The 14590-nt window shown below is 46.9% G+C and carries 13 protein-coding genes; 8 read left to right on the top strand and 5 right to left on the bottom strand.

The window, feature by feature from the left end:
* Nucleotides 1–21: 21 nt before the first annotated feature.
* Both M3080_RS05370 and M3080_RS05365 read right to left on the bottom strand, forming a co-directional pair.
* The gene (locus M3080_RS05370; RefSeq protein WP_249092209.1) at nt 22–708 is read right to left on the bottom strand and encodes an HAD family hydrolase; all 687 of its coding nucleotides are present in this window, start codon (nt 706–708) and stop codon (nt 22–24) included.
* The gene (locus M3080_RS05365; RefSeq protein WP_022473200.1) at nt 705–1352 is read right to left on the bottom strand and encodes an HdaA/DnaA family protein; all 648 of its coding nucleotides are present in this window, start codon (nt 1350–1352) and stop codon (nt 705–707) included. Before M3080_RS05365 ends, M3080_RS05370 begins: the two co-directional genes overlap by 4 nt.
* Before the next feature lie 103 nt (nt 1353–1455).
* Here M3080_RS05365 and purM point away from each other — a divergent pair, with 103 nt between their 5' ends.
* From purM to M3080_RS05340, 5 genes are all read left to right on the top strand, one after another.
* Nucleotides 1456–2484, top strand: a complete 1029-nt coding sequence (gene purM, locus M3080_RS05360; RefSeq protein WP_022473199.1) for a phosphoribosylformylglycinamidine cyclo-ligase — start codon at nt 1456–1458, stop codon at nt 2482–2484.
* 66 nt (nt 2485–2550) lie between these two features.
* Entirely contained in the window at nt 2551–3645 is a 1095-nt protein-coding gene (locus M3080_RS05355) for an adenosine deaminase family protein (RefSeq protein ID WP_249092208.1), read from the top strand.
* Nucleotides 3646–4198: 553 nt separating this feature from the next.
* Nucleotides 4199–4996, top strand: coding sequence for a DUF3100 domain-containing protein (locus M3080_RS05350; RefSeq protein WP_022473197.1), 798 nt, complete (start codon nt 4199–4201; stop codon nt 4994–4996).
* Between the two features lie 34 nt (nt 4997–5030).
* Entirely contained in the window at nt 5031–5495 is a 465-nt protein-coding gene (locus M3080_RS05345) for a hypothetical protein (protein ID WP_022473196.1), read from the top strand.
* A 29-nt stretch (nt 5496–5524) separates the two neighbouring features.
* A complete protein-coding gene (locus M3080_RS05340) occupies nt 5525–6838 on the top strand; it encodes an amidohydrolase (protein WP_249092207.1) in 1314 nt (437 codons plus the stop codon).
* Nucleotides 6839–6894: 56 nt separating this feature from the next.
* Here the strand turns inward: M3080_RS05340 and M3080_RS05335 are convergent, their stop codons facing one another.
* A complete protein-coding gene (locus M3080_RS05335) occupies nt 6895–9294 on the bottom strand; it encodes an autotransporter outer membrane beta-barrel domain-containing protein (RefSeq protein ID WP_249092206.1) in 2400 nt (799 codons plus the stop codon).
* Between the two features lie 264 nt (nt 9295–9558).
* On the opposite strand from M3080_RS05335, the gene dcuC reads away from it, so the two are divergent.
* Both dcuC and M3080_RS05325 read left to right on the top strand, forming a co-directional pair.
* Nucleotides 9559–10938 (top strand): C4-dicarboxylate transporter DcuC, encoded by a 1380-nt coding sequence (dcuC, locus tag M3080_RS05330; protein WP_249092205.1) that lies wholly within the window; start codon nt 9559–9561, stop codon nt 10936–10938.
* 98 nt (nt 10939–11036) lie between these two features.
* Nucleotides 11037–12314, top strand: coding sequence for an amidohydrolase (locus tag M3080_RS05325; protein ID WP_022473193.1), 1278 nt, complete (start codon nt 11037–11039; stop codon nt 12312–12314).
* A gap of 123 nt (nt 12315–12437) precedes the next feature.
* Here M3080_RS05325 and nrdD read toward each other — a convergent pair whose 3' ends face one another.
* Nucleotides 12438–12620 carry an anaerobic ribonucleoside-triphosphate reductase gene (nrdD, locus tag M3080_RS05320; protein ID WP_249092204.1) on the bottom strand — a complete coding sequence of 61 codons (183 nt, stop codon included), beginning with the start codon at nt 12618–12620 and terminating at the stop codon, nt 12438–12440.
* Between the two features lie 267 nt (nt 12621–12887).
* Between nrdD and M3080_RS05315 the strand changes: the two genes are divergently transcribed.
* Entirely contained in the window at nt 12888–13493 is a 606-nt protein-coding gene (locus tag M3080_RS05315; protein WP_022473191.1) for a phosphoribosyltransferase family protein, read from the top strand.
* A 104-nt stretch (nt 13494–13597) separates the two neighbouring features.
* Here M3080_RS05315 and M3080_RS05310 read toward each other — a convergent pair whose 3' ends face one another.
* On the bottom strand, nt 13598–14533 hold the full coding sequence (locus M3080_RS05310) for a DMT family transporter (protein ID WP_249092203.1): 936 nt from the start codon (nt 14531–14533) through the stop codon (nt 13598–13600).
* Between the last annotated feature and the right edge of the window lie 57 nt (nt 14534–14590).

The following is a 14590-nucleotide window of genomic DNA, read 5'->3' as shown; positions in this document are numbered from 1 at the left end:
GCGACTTCCGAAATCAAGGGCTCAGGCTCGATCAAAGAGCTTTAAAACAGCCCAACCGCTTTTTTGCGCTTTTTCTTTTAATTGGGGATCCGGATTGGTCGCGACCACATGACCATGAAAAGATTCGACGAATTGTAGCAAGGGAAGGTCTGTTATGGAGTCAGTGTACACAACGCTGTCGGAAAGTTCAGTCAAAGGCATGCCAAGCTTTTGACAAAATTCTTTTAATCGATCAATTTTATGCAGGCCATAACAAAAACCGCCCTCGAACTCTCCCGTGAATTCACCTCGAGAGTCAACAACCGGCCTTGTTGCCAATAAATGTTCAATTCCAAAAAGCTGAGCGACTGTCTCGGAAACAAAGGCTTGAGTGCCGGTTGCTAATACCGGAACGTAACCCTCAAGACGCATAGCCTCAACGACATTTTTAGCGGCTGAGGTGACATTAGGTTTAACGACCTCTTCAACAAATCGTTCTCTTAACCTTTCGATATTCTGACGGGAAAAACGTGATAAAAGCGCCATATGAAAGTGCATGAAGGGTTCAACTTGAAACCTGCCGCAGCGATAGTCTTCGAGATAGCGTTTTGATAAGACTAATTCTTCAGAGAGATCAGCTCCGCTTTTATTTGCTAAAAAATCAACCCACACCACACCGACATCAATGGGCATGAGTGTCCCGTCCATATCAAAAATTGCCAGTTTCAAAGGTTTTCTCCATGTTTGGTAAGCCAGGCTTTTAACGCCGGAATCGTTACCGTGGCTTTCTTCTTGGCCAACAGTTCCCGATCCATTTCATTGAGTAGTTGTGACAGCGTTTTAATATCCCGCGGCAAATAATTTTTCATCCAGTTTTCCGCCTCTGCCGTCACCTCTATTCCGCGTTCCTTGGCTTGAGCTGCGATCGCTTTCCACATATCCCCTTCAAGAGGTTTGATATGGAAAACCGCTCCCCAAGTTAAACGTGTGCAGATATCGGGTCTCACAAATTTTTCGGCGGGCGACTTTTTACCCGTCATCACTAAAGTGGCCCCCGGATGAACTCGCACTTCGTTAATCAACGCAAAGAGGCGATCCAACCCTTCCTCTGTGAGTGTATCCACATCATCAACGGCGTAGCGCAAACGATCAGCCGAAAACGCAGGGACATCATTTTCCTTTAATCCCATGGCAACAGCCAAATGGGTTTTGCCGACTCCCGACTCACCCCAAAGGTAAATCAATTGAGGTTCGCCTTTTTCCTGCATTTGCCTTAAGCACGTCAGAGCGCCGCCATTGGCTCCAACAATAAAATTGTCGAGCGTTGCGGCAGGTTCCATAACAATGTCTAACGGCAATTGTTCAAAGCGCATATTTATCTTAATGTGAAGGTTTCCTAGCCTTGCTAGAATCAACAAGTTAATTCATGCGGATACGCAAGTGTACCGCCACCTTCACCTTTTTTGGGCAAAGAACATGACACAACTTTCTTACGCTGCTGCCGGTGTGGATATTGACGCCGGTGATGAACTGGTTGAACGCATCAAACCGCTTGCTAAGCGCACGATGATTCCTGGCGTTTTAGCCAGTGTCGGCGGCTTTGGCGCAATGTTTGAAATTTCCAAAGAATACAAGAACCCCGTATTGGTCACCGGTACCGACGGTGTGGGCACAAAATTGAAACTTGCCTTCACCCTCGGCCGTCATGATACGGTGGGACAGGACTTGGTTGGCATGAGTGTCAATGACATTCTTGTGCAAGGTGCCAAGAGCCTTTTCTTCCTCGACTATTACGCCTGCGGTAAATTGGATGTGGACATTGCCGAACGCGTGGTTGCCGGTGTCGCTCATGGTTGCGAATTAGCCGGTTGTGCCTTAATTGGTGGTGAAACCGCGGAAATGCCCGGTATGTACCCGGAAGGTGAATACGATCTAGCCGGTTTTGCTGTCGGCATCGTGGAAAAAGATGAGGCTATTGACGGCAAGTCCATCAAGGCCGGCGACGTTGTTTTAGGCTTAGCCTCAAGCGGTCCCCACTCTAATGGCTTTTCACTGATCCGCAAGGTCGTGGAAGTTACCAATACCCCTTGGGACATGCCGCTTGATGGTCGCACATTGGCCGATTGCGTGATGGAACCCACGCGTATCTACGTCAAGCAGGTCTTAAATGTCATGAAGTCTGTGACAATTAAAGGCATGGCTCACATTACCGGGGGCGGCCTGATTGAAAACGTGCCCCGCGTGTTACCCGAAAACACGCAAGCTGTTATTCATGCCGACAGTTGGACGCGTCCCGCAGTCTTTGACTGGCTGCAAGAAGCCGGCAACATTGATTCCCATGAAATGCACCGAGTCTTCAATAACGGCATCGGCATGGTGGTTATCGTGGATGCGGCCGATGCTGAACGCGCCATGCAGGCGTTTAAAGCTGAAGGCGAAAAAGTGTTCCGCTTAGGCGAAATTGTTGAACGTCCGCAAGACGCCCCCGGCTGCATCGTAATCTAAATTCAATCACTATAATCAAGAGGCGATGCGCTGCATCGCCTTTTTGTTTTTCTCGGAGAATGATTCATGCGTAAAGATAACCCGGCTTTTGTTCCAGACTCCCCATTTGCCCGTCCGATGACTGCAGAACATATGGAATTTTTTAGAGCTATTCCGAAAACCGAACTGCATTGTCACCTGTTAGGCACCACTCAAAAATCCACTTTTGAAGATTTGGTGAAAGAGTCCGGCGCGCCGATTACGCAAGAAGAAATTGACGGCTTCTTTACTCGCGGTGACAAACCCGTTGGTGTTCTTCGTATTTTCCGCGCTCTTGAAGAACACATTTTGATCAAGCCCGAGATGCTCAAACGCATCACATACGAATATTTAGCTGACTGCAAAAAGCATGGTATTCGCTACACAGAATTTTTCTGGAATTACACCGGTCTTGCCCGTCACTACAGCTACAAAGACGCCCAGGCTGCCATCATTGAAGGCATTCACGAAGGTGAGCGCGACTTTGGCGTCATCGGTCGCTTGATTCCCTCGATTGACCGTGAAGATACCCCGGAAGCCGCCGTGCAATTGGCTCAAGAAATGATTGCTAATCGTGCTCCCGAAACAATCGGCATCGGCATTGACTACCGCGAAAATGACCATGAACCGGAAAACTTCTGGAAGGCTTTTTATATGGCCAAGGAAGCCGGCTTTAAAGTGACCATCCACGCTGGCGAATTCGGCTGTCACTGGAGAAACATTGAAACCGCCATGAAGCTTCTTAAAGCTGATCGACTCGATCACTGCTACACCATCATTGATAATCCGGAATTGGTGGAAGAAGTGAAAAAAGCCGGCTTAATTATCACGGTCGTTCCGACCAATTCTTACTACTTGCGCACATTTAGTGATGAGGAATGGGCACTTAAACAACCCATTCGTAAGATGGTTCCGATGGGACTTCGCGTGCATCCGAATACGGACGATCCGACCATGCACCATGTCAACGCCACTCAAACATGGATGTTGATGTATAACTTCCTCAATTTCAAGGTCAGTGACTTAAAGGCTTTCATGCTAAATGGTATTGATGGCGCTTGGATTGACGAAGAAACAAAACAAAAATGGAAGCGTGAATGGAGCGAGGAATTTGATCGTTTAGCGGAAAAATTCCCAGGCTAAAACAACACGTTAAAGATCACCGGGCCACCTTCAAACAGGTGGCCTTTCCTTTTTCCACCTAGGCCAAAGCCACTAGTCAATAGGAAAATAATTTCGCCTATTGTTTTGTACTCTGCTACAGTAGGAACATGTTCGAACTATCGAACGGTGTTTTAGGAGAGTCATCATGCTAGTACGCATAGACCGGTATGTAGCCAAACGAAATTATTGTCAACTTTTAGACTGCAACGTTTTGCGCTCTCACGCCACCTCCTCCTCACACTCATCATCTACCTCCACTACATCAACGGGCGCTTCCTGCTAAGGATGCCCGATTGAACAAAGGCTTTGTGATAGCCCACTCGCCCAGAGTCAAAAATCACAGTTTCCAACTTTTAACAATTTAACTTTCTCAAAAGACCAAAGTCTTTTTAGGCATTTTTGTAAGTGTCTCTAAAAGTACTTCCATTAGGGCTAAAAGTATTTAAACACTCCCCTAATCGTTGAGAAAGACACAGCAAAGACTTTTTCTCCTACGGTAAAGGGCCTTTGCAGTAAAAGAAAAGGACATATCATGCAAAAGATCGCAAACTTTAAATTGCATATATTGGCCCTCATCGTTGTGGTGATAGCCGAAGCCATCGGTACGCAGAAATTCGGACTCGTTGTGATGCTGCCTTTGCTGTTTGCATTGGTTATCGGCGGCATCATCAGTTTGCCGCGTCTGCACATTTTGAATAAATCGCAAATGGACAGAGCAGCTAAATTCATGCCGATTGCCATGCTTGTTTTGATTGCCAAGATCGGTCTGGATATCGGTCCGAATCTGGAAATTTTGCTCAATTCCGGTTGGGCACTCATCATGCAGGAATTCGGCCACTTCTTCGGCACCCTTATTTTCGGTCTCCCCGTCGCCCTACTTTTGAAAATGAAGCGTGAAGCCATCGGTGCCTGCTATTCCATTGACCGGGAAGCCAATGTCGCCATCATCGGTGAAAAATTTGGATTAGACAGTGCAGAAGGTCGCGGGGTAATGGGTATGTACATCTGCGGTACCGTTTTCGGCGCATTGTGGATTTCTTTATTGGCCGGTGTTATTGCCCAATTAGACATTTTCCATCCGCACGCTTTGGCCATGGGCGCCGGTATTGGTTCGGCCAGTATGATGGCCGCAGGCGTTGGTTCGATTGTCGCCTCCTATCCGCATGAAGCGCAGCTGGTTCAAGCGTACGCCGCCGCAGCCAATCTGATGACCTCGATTCTCGGCATTTACTTCGCACTCTTTGTTTCGCTGCCGGTCACGATCAAAATCTACGAATTCTTTACCGGCGACAAGCGTGTTGAAAACAAAAATGCCCAAGCTGAAATTTAATCAGGCAACCTAACGAACGGAAAAGGAAAAGATCATGTTAGCTTATCTCGAAAAAATGAAAGACATCCTGTTTATTCTGGTTGTGACGGCTGCCTATTCTGTCATCGCACATACGGTCGGCAGCAACGGCGATTTAGCAGCCGGTTCGATCGGTGCTCTTGTCTTGGTCGTTATTACGGTTATCGGTATTGTCATCAGTTGGCTGCCGGGCTTTAAGATGCTTCCCATGGTGTTTTGGGTCTCGATTGTCGCGGTTGTTGTCTCCATGCCGCAATTTCCCCTGAGTGATTGGATTCTGGCTCAAACGAAAAATGTCGGCTTTTTATCGATTACGACGCCCATTCTTGCTTACGGCGGCCTATGCTTAGGCAAGGATTTACAAGCTTTCAAGCAACTGTCTTGGCGCATCGTTCCGGTCGCTTTGGCAGTTGCCGCCGGCAGCTTCATCTGTGCCACGGCTTTGGCTGAATTAATGCTGCATCTGGAAGGTATTTTCTAAAGAATTCTTTGACTGAAAGGAAGGTTCAAATGAATAAAGCGCAATTAAAAGAAGCGGTCTGCAAGGCCATTGATGCCCGCTTTGAAGATGTTGAAAAATTGGCAATGGACATCTTTGCTGAGCCTGAACTCGGCTTTAAGGAACAAAAGACCTCTGCTAAAGTAAAAGCTGCCTTTGATGCCCTTGGCCTAGCCCATACGGATGGCTGGGGCATCACGGGTGTGAAGGCTCGTGTCAAAGGGAAAAAGTCTCGCAAAACTGTTGCGCTTTTGGGTGAACTCGACGCCATTGTCTGCCGGGATCACCCGAACGCTGATCCTGTAACGGGCGCGGCTCACTGCTGTGGTCACAACGTACAAATCGGCAATCTTCTTGCTGTAGCCATGGCCTTTAAAGATGCCGACATCATGAAGTACCTTGACGGTGATGTCGTCTTTTTCGCAGTGCCTGCCGAAGAATACGTGGAAATTGATTATCGAAACGGTCTTCGCGAAAAAGGCCAACTGCGCTATTTAGGTGGTAAAGCAGAAATCATTGCCCAAGGTGGTTTTGATGATGTGGACATGGCCATGCAGATGCACGTAGACCCGACAGACAATCCCAATGGAGAATTCCAAGTGGGAGCCAGTTGCAACGGTTTCATCGGTAAATTAATCGAGTACCGTGGTAAGGCCGCTCATGCAGCAGGTGCCCCCGACAAAGGGATTAATGCATTAAATGCCGCCATGATGGGCGTAATGGGTGTCAATGCTATCCGTGAAACGTTCCGTGATGACGACTGTGTTCGTTTCCACCCGATCATTAACGCCGGGGGTGACCTGGTTAATGTCATCCCTGATCGCGTAAAGATGGAAAGCTATGTGCGCGCAGCCAAGCTTGATGCGCTCACCCGATACAACAAAGCCATCAATCGTGCGCTTAAGGCCGGGGGCGACGCCATTGGAGCCAGTTGTGAAATTCAAGATTTACCCGGCTACTTACCGTTGCGCCCTGATGAAAACTTCCGCGATGTATTGAGAGCCAACGCTCAAGAAGTATTCGGAAAGGAAAATGTGGTTGAAGGCGTTCACTCCGCAGGTTCTACCGACATGGGCGATGTGTCGCATTTGATACCCGTCGTGCATCCCTGGGTGGGCTGCGTAAAGGGGGTCTTACATGGCGCGAGCTACAACTTCGACAATAAGGAAGCGGGCTTAAAGAAGACCGCAAAAGTGTTGGCAATGACTATTATTGATTTATTGGCTGATGACGCTCAGGAAGCTCAACGTATTTGCGATCATTTCAAACCGGTTCTCACCAAAGAAACGTATTGCAAATACATGGACTCTATTTCTGCCCAATAGCCGCAGATAGCGATAGGCCGACAGACTTACGTCTGCCGGCCCTTTAGCTTTGTGAATTAGAACAAATAACTGAAGCGACCAGACATTAGCCAAGTGTCTTCCGTTTTTCCGCCTGCGACCTTTTCAACATCTAACTGCAAGCCTAAACGGTTTTTCCAAACCCAAGAGGTGCCTACACCAAATGAAGCCCAAGTGTCCGTATCGCCCCAATTCACATCTAGGCGATGACCTTGCTGGTCACTGAAAACAGCATCCTGCCCGTCAGTAAATTGGTGATAAACATCCGCCCTAGCGTAGAAAGACCCGTTAGAACTTGAAGTCGTGATTTCGCGACCGGCTCTAAGGCCTGCTCTGCCAATAACACTTGTTTCACCATCGACATCTACTTCCATACCACGTTGACTGTCGTAGTCATAACCATCAACGTAAGCCACCTGTACTTGCAATTGCGGTTCTATGAAAACGCCGTTAGTATCGAGCAACTGATATCCATACTCAGCAGAAACAGCTGCATAATCTTGATCAAAGTCTCCGGAAGTACTGTAACTTTGATTACCGACGTTAAAGTCACTGGAAACGCGGCCCAAACGACCAACAAAATCGAAATAGTGCTGTCCCAACTGCAAGGTATCAAACACAGCCAATTCGTAGCGCTTCATGTCACCGTCACCGCGTACATCTAAAAACTCTGTGTCTCCTTGCGTGTAAGTAAAATACGCACCTAAACGGTTGTTACTAGTGATTTGACGATCAATACCGACGGTTGCTCCGGTGCGATCCCAACGATATTGGTTCTCTGCCCCGCTTCTGCCGTGATGCACACGAACCCAAAGACCATTATCTGAATTTTCTATATCGCGAACTTGCTCAGCTAAGCGACGATCTCGCCTATCCATTTCGATCGCAGCGTCGTAGCTCGCATAACCAGCACCGGTCATACCGACAGCGGCAGCAGATTCTTTGAGTGTTACACGACGAATAAACCAGTTTGTGCCACCGATAAAATCGGACATGTCTATTTTTTCTGCAGCTTCTTCAGACAAATCCTGATCATCGGGAATTACAATGTCCGCTGTTTTATCCCAATAAACATTATCAGGATCTGCCAAATCCGCTTCTGTGATCCCCTCTTCTTTTGCAATTTCCAATTCGTAGTCAACAAGGGCTTGACCATAAATGTTTTGCTTATCCCTGAATTGAACAGAGCTCTCTTTAGCCACTAAAGCAAATGTCAGAGTATTTTCAGGCGTGATAGATTCAAGCAACTGTAGGTTATAAGGCTCAAAGTAGTGCGTACCTTCACCAGATTCAATGTAGACCATATCACTTTGAGTTTTATCTTCGCCGTTGAGATCCAATCGGAATATGCCTCCGTTGCCCTTTAAATTACCAATTCGTACGTAGTCATACTCGGTAACACTTTCTATACCGTATTGCGGGTTTCTTAGTTGATCCCATAAATCAATTTCTTTAAGATATCCGACGACGGTTTCATCATGTAGGTTGATAATGCCGCCATTTAAAGTGATACTACTGATTCGTTTAGGAATTGCCCATCCCAAGTTCTCACCGTTAGAATCTCTATATTGATGCAAACCCAAATAAATCCACTGAGCTCCATCTTCGAAAGTTAGATCAATACAGTCTTTCTCTTCATCTTTTGCTGCATATTTAAAGCGGTAATCAGAATTTTGCCAAGATTTTTCATCCCCAATCCAATATGAGTTGCTACCAGAAAAGGTGATAGAAATTTCTGATGCTCCGTAAGAACCAATGTCATGGCTGTCCATTGTATCTATGGAGCCAACCAGCTGATTATGGGTTGATAGAATTTTGACCGCGCCACCATCTTTTGCACTTATCAGATCAGGCTGGCCTGCCAATACCCATAATTTTGTTTGACTACTTGGATTACCGACGGTAATGCTTGAGTTGCGTCTAGCGTATAAAAGATTGGCCCCTATGGTGTCCAATTGTTTTTGCTCTTCTGGAAATTTATGACTTACTAATAAATCAACATTTCCCATCAGATAGACCGAAGAACCATCCATTGATGCAAGCAAATAAGTTCCTGAATTGTCATAAGGCCTGCCAGTTCCAGGATTAATCTTAACCTCCGGTGCAAAGACCTCACCTACAGTATCTCCATTGACTTTAAATGAGCCATGGCTTATTTGTATGGTATATTGATCCCACTGAGCCTCAATTTCATGATTAATTTTTAGCGAAGAAAACTCTTCACTTTTTCTATCCCGTATAAAGGGACGATAATCTCCTTTGTTATCAATAACTAAACAATTTTCTTCTGTTATTTCGTAAGATTCTGCGCTAGCTAAGGACGGGAAAGCTAGAATCATTGCTAATAACAATGACGACTTCCTTAATATGGTTAAACAGGTACTTCTTTTTTCTGAATTAACAGCCGCTTTGTTGCGGGGGGGGGCAATATCAATCATTTTTCCTCTTATATGTTGAAAAATTTTTGGGATATTTTAATTTAAGACAGTCAATCAAATAAACTTCTTAGTGTTTTTACTACCTTTATGATTTCATAAAATCAAAGCTTTTCTGAGGTATCCGATAAAACTAATTAAAACCACTTAAAAATTAGGGTTATTGATCATTCACAGCCAATAAAGATTGAGCCAAGATAACTTACATTGGAACGTGTGTGCCACGTTTACTTCTTTTTTTCTCCGCTTCTCAATAGGAGTTTCACGATGACCGGTATTGTTATCGTTATTATTTCCGTTGTGGCAGCGGCATACCTCATCGTTAAGAAATACTACGCTCCGGGTGCCCTGCTGTTTGTTGGCCTCATCACACTAGCTGTGGTGGCGCTCATCTCCCCTGACCCGATTCTTACGGGTAAAAAAGCTACTCATTTAGAAGGCTTAGACGTCATCCAGATCATGACTAACCTCTTGCAAAGCCGCGCAGCAGGCTTAGGTATGAACATCATGATCATTGGTGGCTTTGCCTCCTATATGGATCGTATCGGCGCAGCCGGCGCTCTTGTTCGCTTAAGCGTCAAACCGTTGTCTTATATGCATTCGCCCTACTTGATCATGGTATTGGGTACGATGATCAGCATCGCCTTGAATGTATTTATTCCGTCTGCAGCTGGCTTGGCGCTGTTGCTCATGGTTTCGATGTACCCGATCCTTTTAGCGGGTGGCGTCTCTCGTCAATCGGCTGCTGCCAGTATCGTCATGAGCGGTTGCGTGTGCTTAGGACCGTCCGGAGCCAACAACCTCTTGGGCTCTGAATTGACCAATATGCACGTGATGGACTTCTTCTTGAATGTCCAATGGATCATCGCCTGGCCTGCATTGATCGTGCTTTTCATTTCCCACTATTTCATCCAACAATGGTTTGATAAGCGCGATCTCGCCAGTGGCAAAATCACCAAGGAAGACTTCCTCGCCACTGCTTCTAGCGCTGAAAGCAAGCAACCTGACGCTCCCGCTTTCTATGCATTCTTCCCGTTGATTCCGGTGATCATGCTCTTTGTATTCTCACCCTTGATGTACAAAGGCATTCGCATGGAAGTGGTGACCGCGCTCTTGTGCTCAACCCTTTTTGCTTTGGTTATTCACGGCATTCGCACTCGCAGCCTCAAGGAATGCTTGGCTTCGCTTAAGGCTTTTGCTCAAGGCATGGGCAAGGTGTTCACCTCAACCGTGTTCTTAATCGTGTGCGCCGAAGTGTTCGCTCAAGGCTTGACGAAATCCGGCGGTATCGACACGATCATTCAAGCGGTCTCCAGCATGGATGCGGGTGCTATCGCCCTTTACACCGCCATGGTCGTCATCGTCGCTTTGGCCTCTTTTGTGACGGGGTCGGGCAACGCCTCGTTCTTTAGCTTCGCTCCGATGATTCCGGATGCTGCTTTAACCGTTGGCGCCAACGCTGCCTTCATGATTTCGCCCCTGCAATTGATCAGCGGCATCATGCGTTCTTCAAGTCCTGTGGCTGGCGTCACCATTGCCGTCTCAGGTTTAAGTGGTTTGGATCCGTTCGTGGTGGTTCGCCGCTCCATCCCCGTCATGTTCTTGACTGGTATCGCGGTCTACTTCAGTGCCATGATTCATATTTAACGGTTAAAAACTTATGGAAACAAGCACCACCCGAAGAACAAATGACATCTCGGGTGGTGTTTTCGTTTTGAACATTGTTCATTGATAGGAAGTAGAAAATGGATAAAACAATTTTTGACGAAATGATCGCCACTCGTCGTCATTTGCATACCATTCCGGAAGAAGGCTGGACGGAATTTGAAACAACCTATTTGGTTGCTCAGCGCTTAAAAGAATTGGGTTACACCGATATCCGTTTGGGCACCCAAATTATCAATCCTGAAAACGTCTTGGGCCGCAACGAAAAGACTGTCGCTGAAGCCATTAAACGCGCCGAGGGCCATGGAGTTCCTCATGAATTCATCGAAAAAATTGAAGGCTACACCGGCTGCGTTGCCGTTTTAAACACCGGTCGTCCCGGCCCTGTCACCGCCTTCCGTTTTGACATGGACTGCAATCCTGTCGAAGAAACCGACGATCCTGATCATGCTCCTAATCGTTTGGGATTCCGCTCCACTCATCCGGGTTTCATGCACGCTTGCGGCCACGATGGTCATACCGCCCTGGGCCTTGCTGTCGCTCGCTGGTTGATGGAACACAAAGATGAGCTTAAAGGTACTTTCAAACTCATCTATCAGCCTGCCGAAGAAGGTGTTCGCGGAGCCGTGGCTATCGTCGGTTCCGGTGTCTTGGATGATGTAGACATCATCGTAGGCTCTCACTGTGGCGGCAAGGTCAAGTTGGGAGAAGTCGGCTTAGTGCACAAGGGAGTCCTTGCCAGCACCAAATTTGATATCTATTTCAAAGGCACGCCCTCACATGCCGGCAACAATCCTCACAAAGGCCACAGTGCCCTGTTGGCAGCCAGTGCTACCGCCATGATGATTGTGGGCATTCCGCGCCATGGCGAAGGCGCCTCTCGTGTTGCTGTCGGCAGACTGGTTGCCGGTGAAGGCCGCAACGTCACGCCTGTTCACGCTTATATGCAAACAGAAGTACGAGGCGAAACGGCAGAGATCAACGATTACCTTTGCCAAAAAATTGAACATATCGTCAAAGGTAATGCCGAGTCTTATGAAGTTGAAGGTCGGATTGAGAAAGTGGGCGAAGCCACAACGATTATCGAGTGCCCGGAAGTACTCAATGATCTCAAAGAAATTGCCAAGGGCATTCCTGAAGTCAGCAACGTGGTTGATCTCTGCTCGCCCGCCGGCAGTGAAGACTTCACCATGATGTTGCGCCGAGTGGTAGAACGAGGCGGCGTTGGCGGCATGTTCCGCTGGGGCTGCAACCATCACGGCCACCATCGCTCAGACTTCGATTTGCAAGACACGCAATCCATGCCGATTGGCTTTGAGGTCTTTACCCGTTACGCAAAGAAAGTTAACGGAATCTAACGCTCCTTTTCTTTGACCAGCTCCCAGAAAATGAATTTTTCTGGGAGCTTTTTAGTCGTCAGAAAAAATAAACGCCTAAAACGCGCGGATGCGAGACAGGCGTTTTTAACAAAATAGACAAACTTACTTTCCTGCTGGCGCCTTTTCGTCCAAGTGGCACTTGCTTTCTACAAAGCACTTGCGTTCATAGAATTCGCCCTTTTTACCGGTATTGAAGGAAGACACCGGGCGGTGATAGCCCATCACACGCGTCCAAACTTCGCAGGGTTGGCGTTCGCTATCCTTTAATTGCACTTGTTCAGCCATAATTCTCTCCATTCGTTTCAATCTTTCGGTCAGATCAATATAGCACAATAGATAGTGTTCTGTTTAATACTTTTTATCAATATGTTCCATAGTTTATTGACATCATCGCGTTTCGATTAAGAGGTGTCCGGCTATTTTTTTCTTTAATTCTTCCGAGTAAATCTCTATTTTCTCGCGAATCATAATTGTGACGATATACAATTACGGTATTCACAACACCGTTCGAATTCTTCGATCGGTTATTTTCTTTTTTCCCGCGGGTGAGACATGAAATACTTTGATTTTGAACTTCTGGGTATCAAGCGCAAGTTGCCTTTCGTTAAAGTCGCAGGCAGACTCGCTTTGGCCAGTTTTGTCGTTATTTCCGACACTGAGCTTGTAAAGGCAGCTGCCCCCGAACTTGTTAAGCGCTTGCCTGAAGTGGATCTTTTACTCACAGCGGAAGCCAAAGGCATTATTCTTGCCTACGAAATGAGCCGCATCATGGGAATGGAAAATTTTGTTGTCGCCCGCAAGAGCTACAAACCCTACATGCAAAATGCACTTTCCCATACCTTACGTTCCGTCACCACGCAAAAAGAACAAACGCTTTGGCTTGACGGACACGAAGCAGAACGTATCCGCGGCAAACGGGTCGCCATCATTGATGACGTTTTTGCAACGGGTGAATCACTTGCTGCTGTTGAAGCGCTCGCCACAGCCGCCGGTGCCAAGGTCGTTGCCCGCGCTGCCATTTTGGCTGAATTGGAATCTGTCGGCAGACCGGATTTGATTTATCTGAAAGAACACTATGTGTTCCGTGCGGAAGATGATGGCACGTTTACACCGATCAAAACACTAAAAGAAATGGAAGAGGCAAAGAACGCCAAATAAAATAAAACCGGTCCAAAATTCAATCGAATTCGGACCGGCTTTTCAATATATCGAAGACCGGGAACTCATGGTATCCGAGTGTCCCGGTTTTTTAGCACCTACAATTAGTGATCGCGAGCCTCTTTATGACGCAAGTGACGTTGCAGGCCTTCGGGCGTGTGCTTGGCTTCTTCCAAAGCACGTTGTTTTTCTTGACGAGTGAAGTAACTAGCCAAAATACCGGCCACCACAATCATCACCATACCGCCGATAACAGCCATGCTGACACTGTCGCCAAAAACAAAAACACCCATTAGTGTCGAGAATAAAATAACGGTGTACTGCAATGCGCCGCTTAAGACAAGATTGCCTCGGCTAAAGGCGATCGTCAAGAAGAATTGAGCACAGGTAGAGCAAATCACGAACCCTGCGATAGCCGCTGCTGCAACCCACGTCGGCATAGTAAATCCTCCATCGATCAAGGTTCCGACAAGGCCGCAAAGCGTACCGACTAAAACAAAATAAAAGAGAATTCGCAGCTCCGGCTCCTTCATTAAACCCAAACGTTTGACATAGGTCGTAGCCACGGCTGTACAGAAACCGGCGGCCAATCCCACCCCGGCAGCAAAGTATTCATCCGGCGTAATCGTTGGCGAGAGCATCACAACCACACCGAAAAAGCCTAATAAGAGCGTTGAAAGCAACTTCCAGTTAATCCCTTTGCGCTGCGACATCATAATACCGATCGTAAAACAGCCGATAAACAAAGGAGAGGTGTAGTTCAGCGTCATTGCCAAACCGACATTGAGATGTGAAATGGAATAAATCCCTGCCATCACAGCGCCGGCTCCCACAAAAGAGCGGATCATATGATCAACCGGGTGGGCAGTATGCACGGTGATATGCTGTATGCGCATCATCGTGTAAAAAATGATTAAACCAAAAATGGAGCGGTAGAAAAGAACTTCAAAAGAACCTATCCCCTCAATGCTAGCGAATTTAATACAAACCGCATAGAGGGCAAAAAACATAGCCGCGACAACCATCCACAATGACTGCATGATTAGACTTTTTCGTAAGGGTTAACGATCAATAAAGTGTAGTCCTAAAAAAAGAGG

This window comes from Parasutterella secunda, assembly GCF_023336895.1.
Lineage (GTDB): Bacteria > Pseudomonadota > Gammaproteobacteria > Burkholderiales > Burkholderiaceae_F > Aphodousia > Aphodousia faecalis.
Note: the sequence above shows the minus strand (reverse complement) of the source record. Positions and strands in the feature narration are given on the sequence as shown.

Coding starts and splice junctions, on each gene's coding strand:
- M3080_RS05340 (WP_249092207.1), top strand. CDS start 5,525: ATGAATAAAGCGCAATTAAAAGAAGCGGTCTGCAAGGCCATTGATGCC.
- M3080_RS05310 (WP_249092203.1), bottom strand. CDS start 14,533: ATGCAGTCATTGTGGATGGTTGTCGCGGCTATGTTTTTTGCCCTCTAT.
- M3080_RS05335 (WP_249092206.1), bottom strand. CDS start 9,294: ATGATTGATATTGCCCCCCCCCGCAACAAAGCGGCTGTTAATTCAGAA.
- M3080_RS05350 (WP_022473197.1), top strand. CDS start 4,199: ATGCAAAAGATCGCAAACTTTAAATTGCATATATTGGCCCTCATCGTT.
- nrdD (WP_249092204.1), bottom strand. CDS start 12,620: ATGGCTGAACAAGTGCAATTAAAGGATAGCGAACGCCAACCCTGCGAA.
- M3080_RS05345 (WP_022473196.1), top strand. CDS start 5,031: ATGTTAGCTTATCTCGAAAAAATGAAAGACATCCTGTTTATTCTGGTT.
- M3080_RS05315 (WP_022473191.1), top strand. CDS start 12,888: ATGAAATACTTTGATTTTGAACTTCTGGGTATCAAGCGCAAGTTGCCT.
- M3080_RS05355 (WP_249092208.1), top strand. CDS start 2,551: ATGCGTAAAGATAACCCGGCTTTTGTTCCAGACTCCCCATTTGCCCGT.
- purM (WP_022473199.1), top strand. CDS start 1,456: ATGACACAACTTTCTTACGCTGCTGCCGGTGTGGATATTGACGCCGGT.
- M3080_RS05325 (WP_022473193.1), top strand. CDS start 11,037: ATGGATAAAACAATTTTTGACGAAATGATCGCCACTCGTCGTCATTTG.
- M3080_RS05365 (WP_022473200.1), bottom strand. CDS start 1,352: ATGCGCTTTGAACAATTGCCGTTAGACATTGTTATGGAACCTGCCGCA.
- dcuC (WP_249092205.1), top strand. CDS start 9,559: ATGACCGGTATTGTTATCGTTATTATTTCCGTTGTGGCAGCGGCATAC.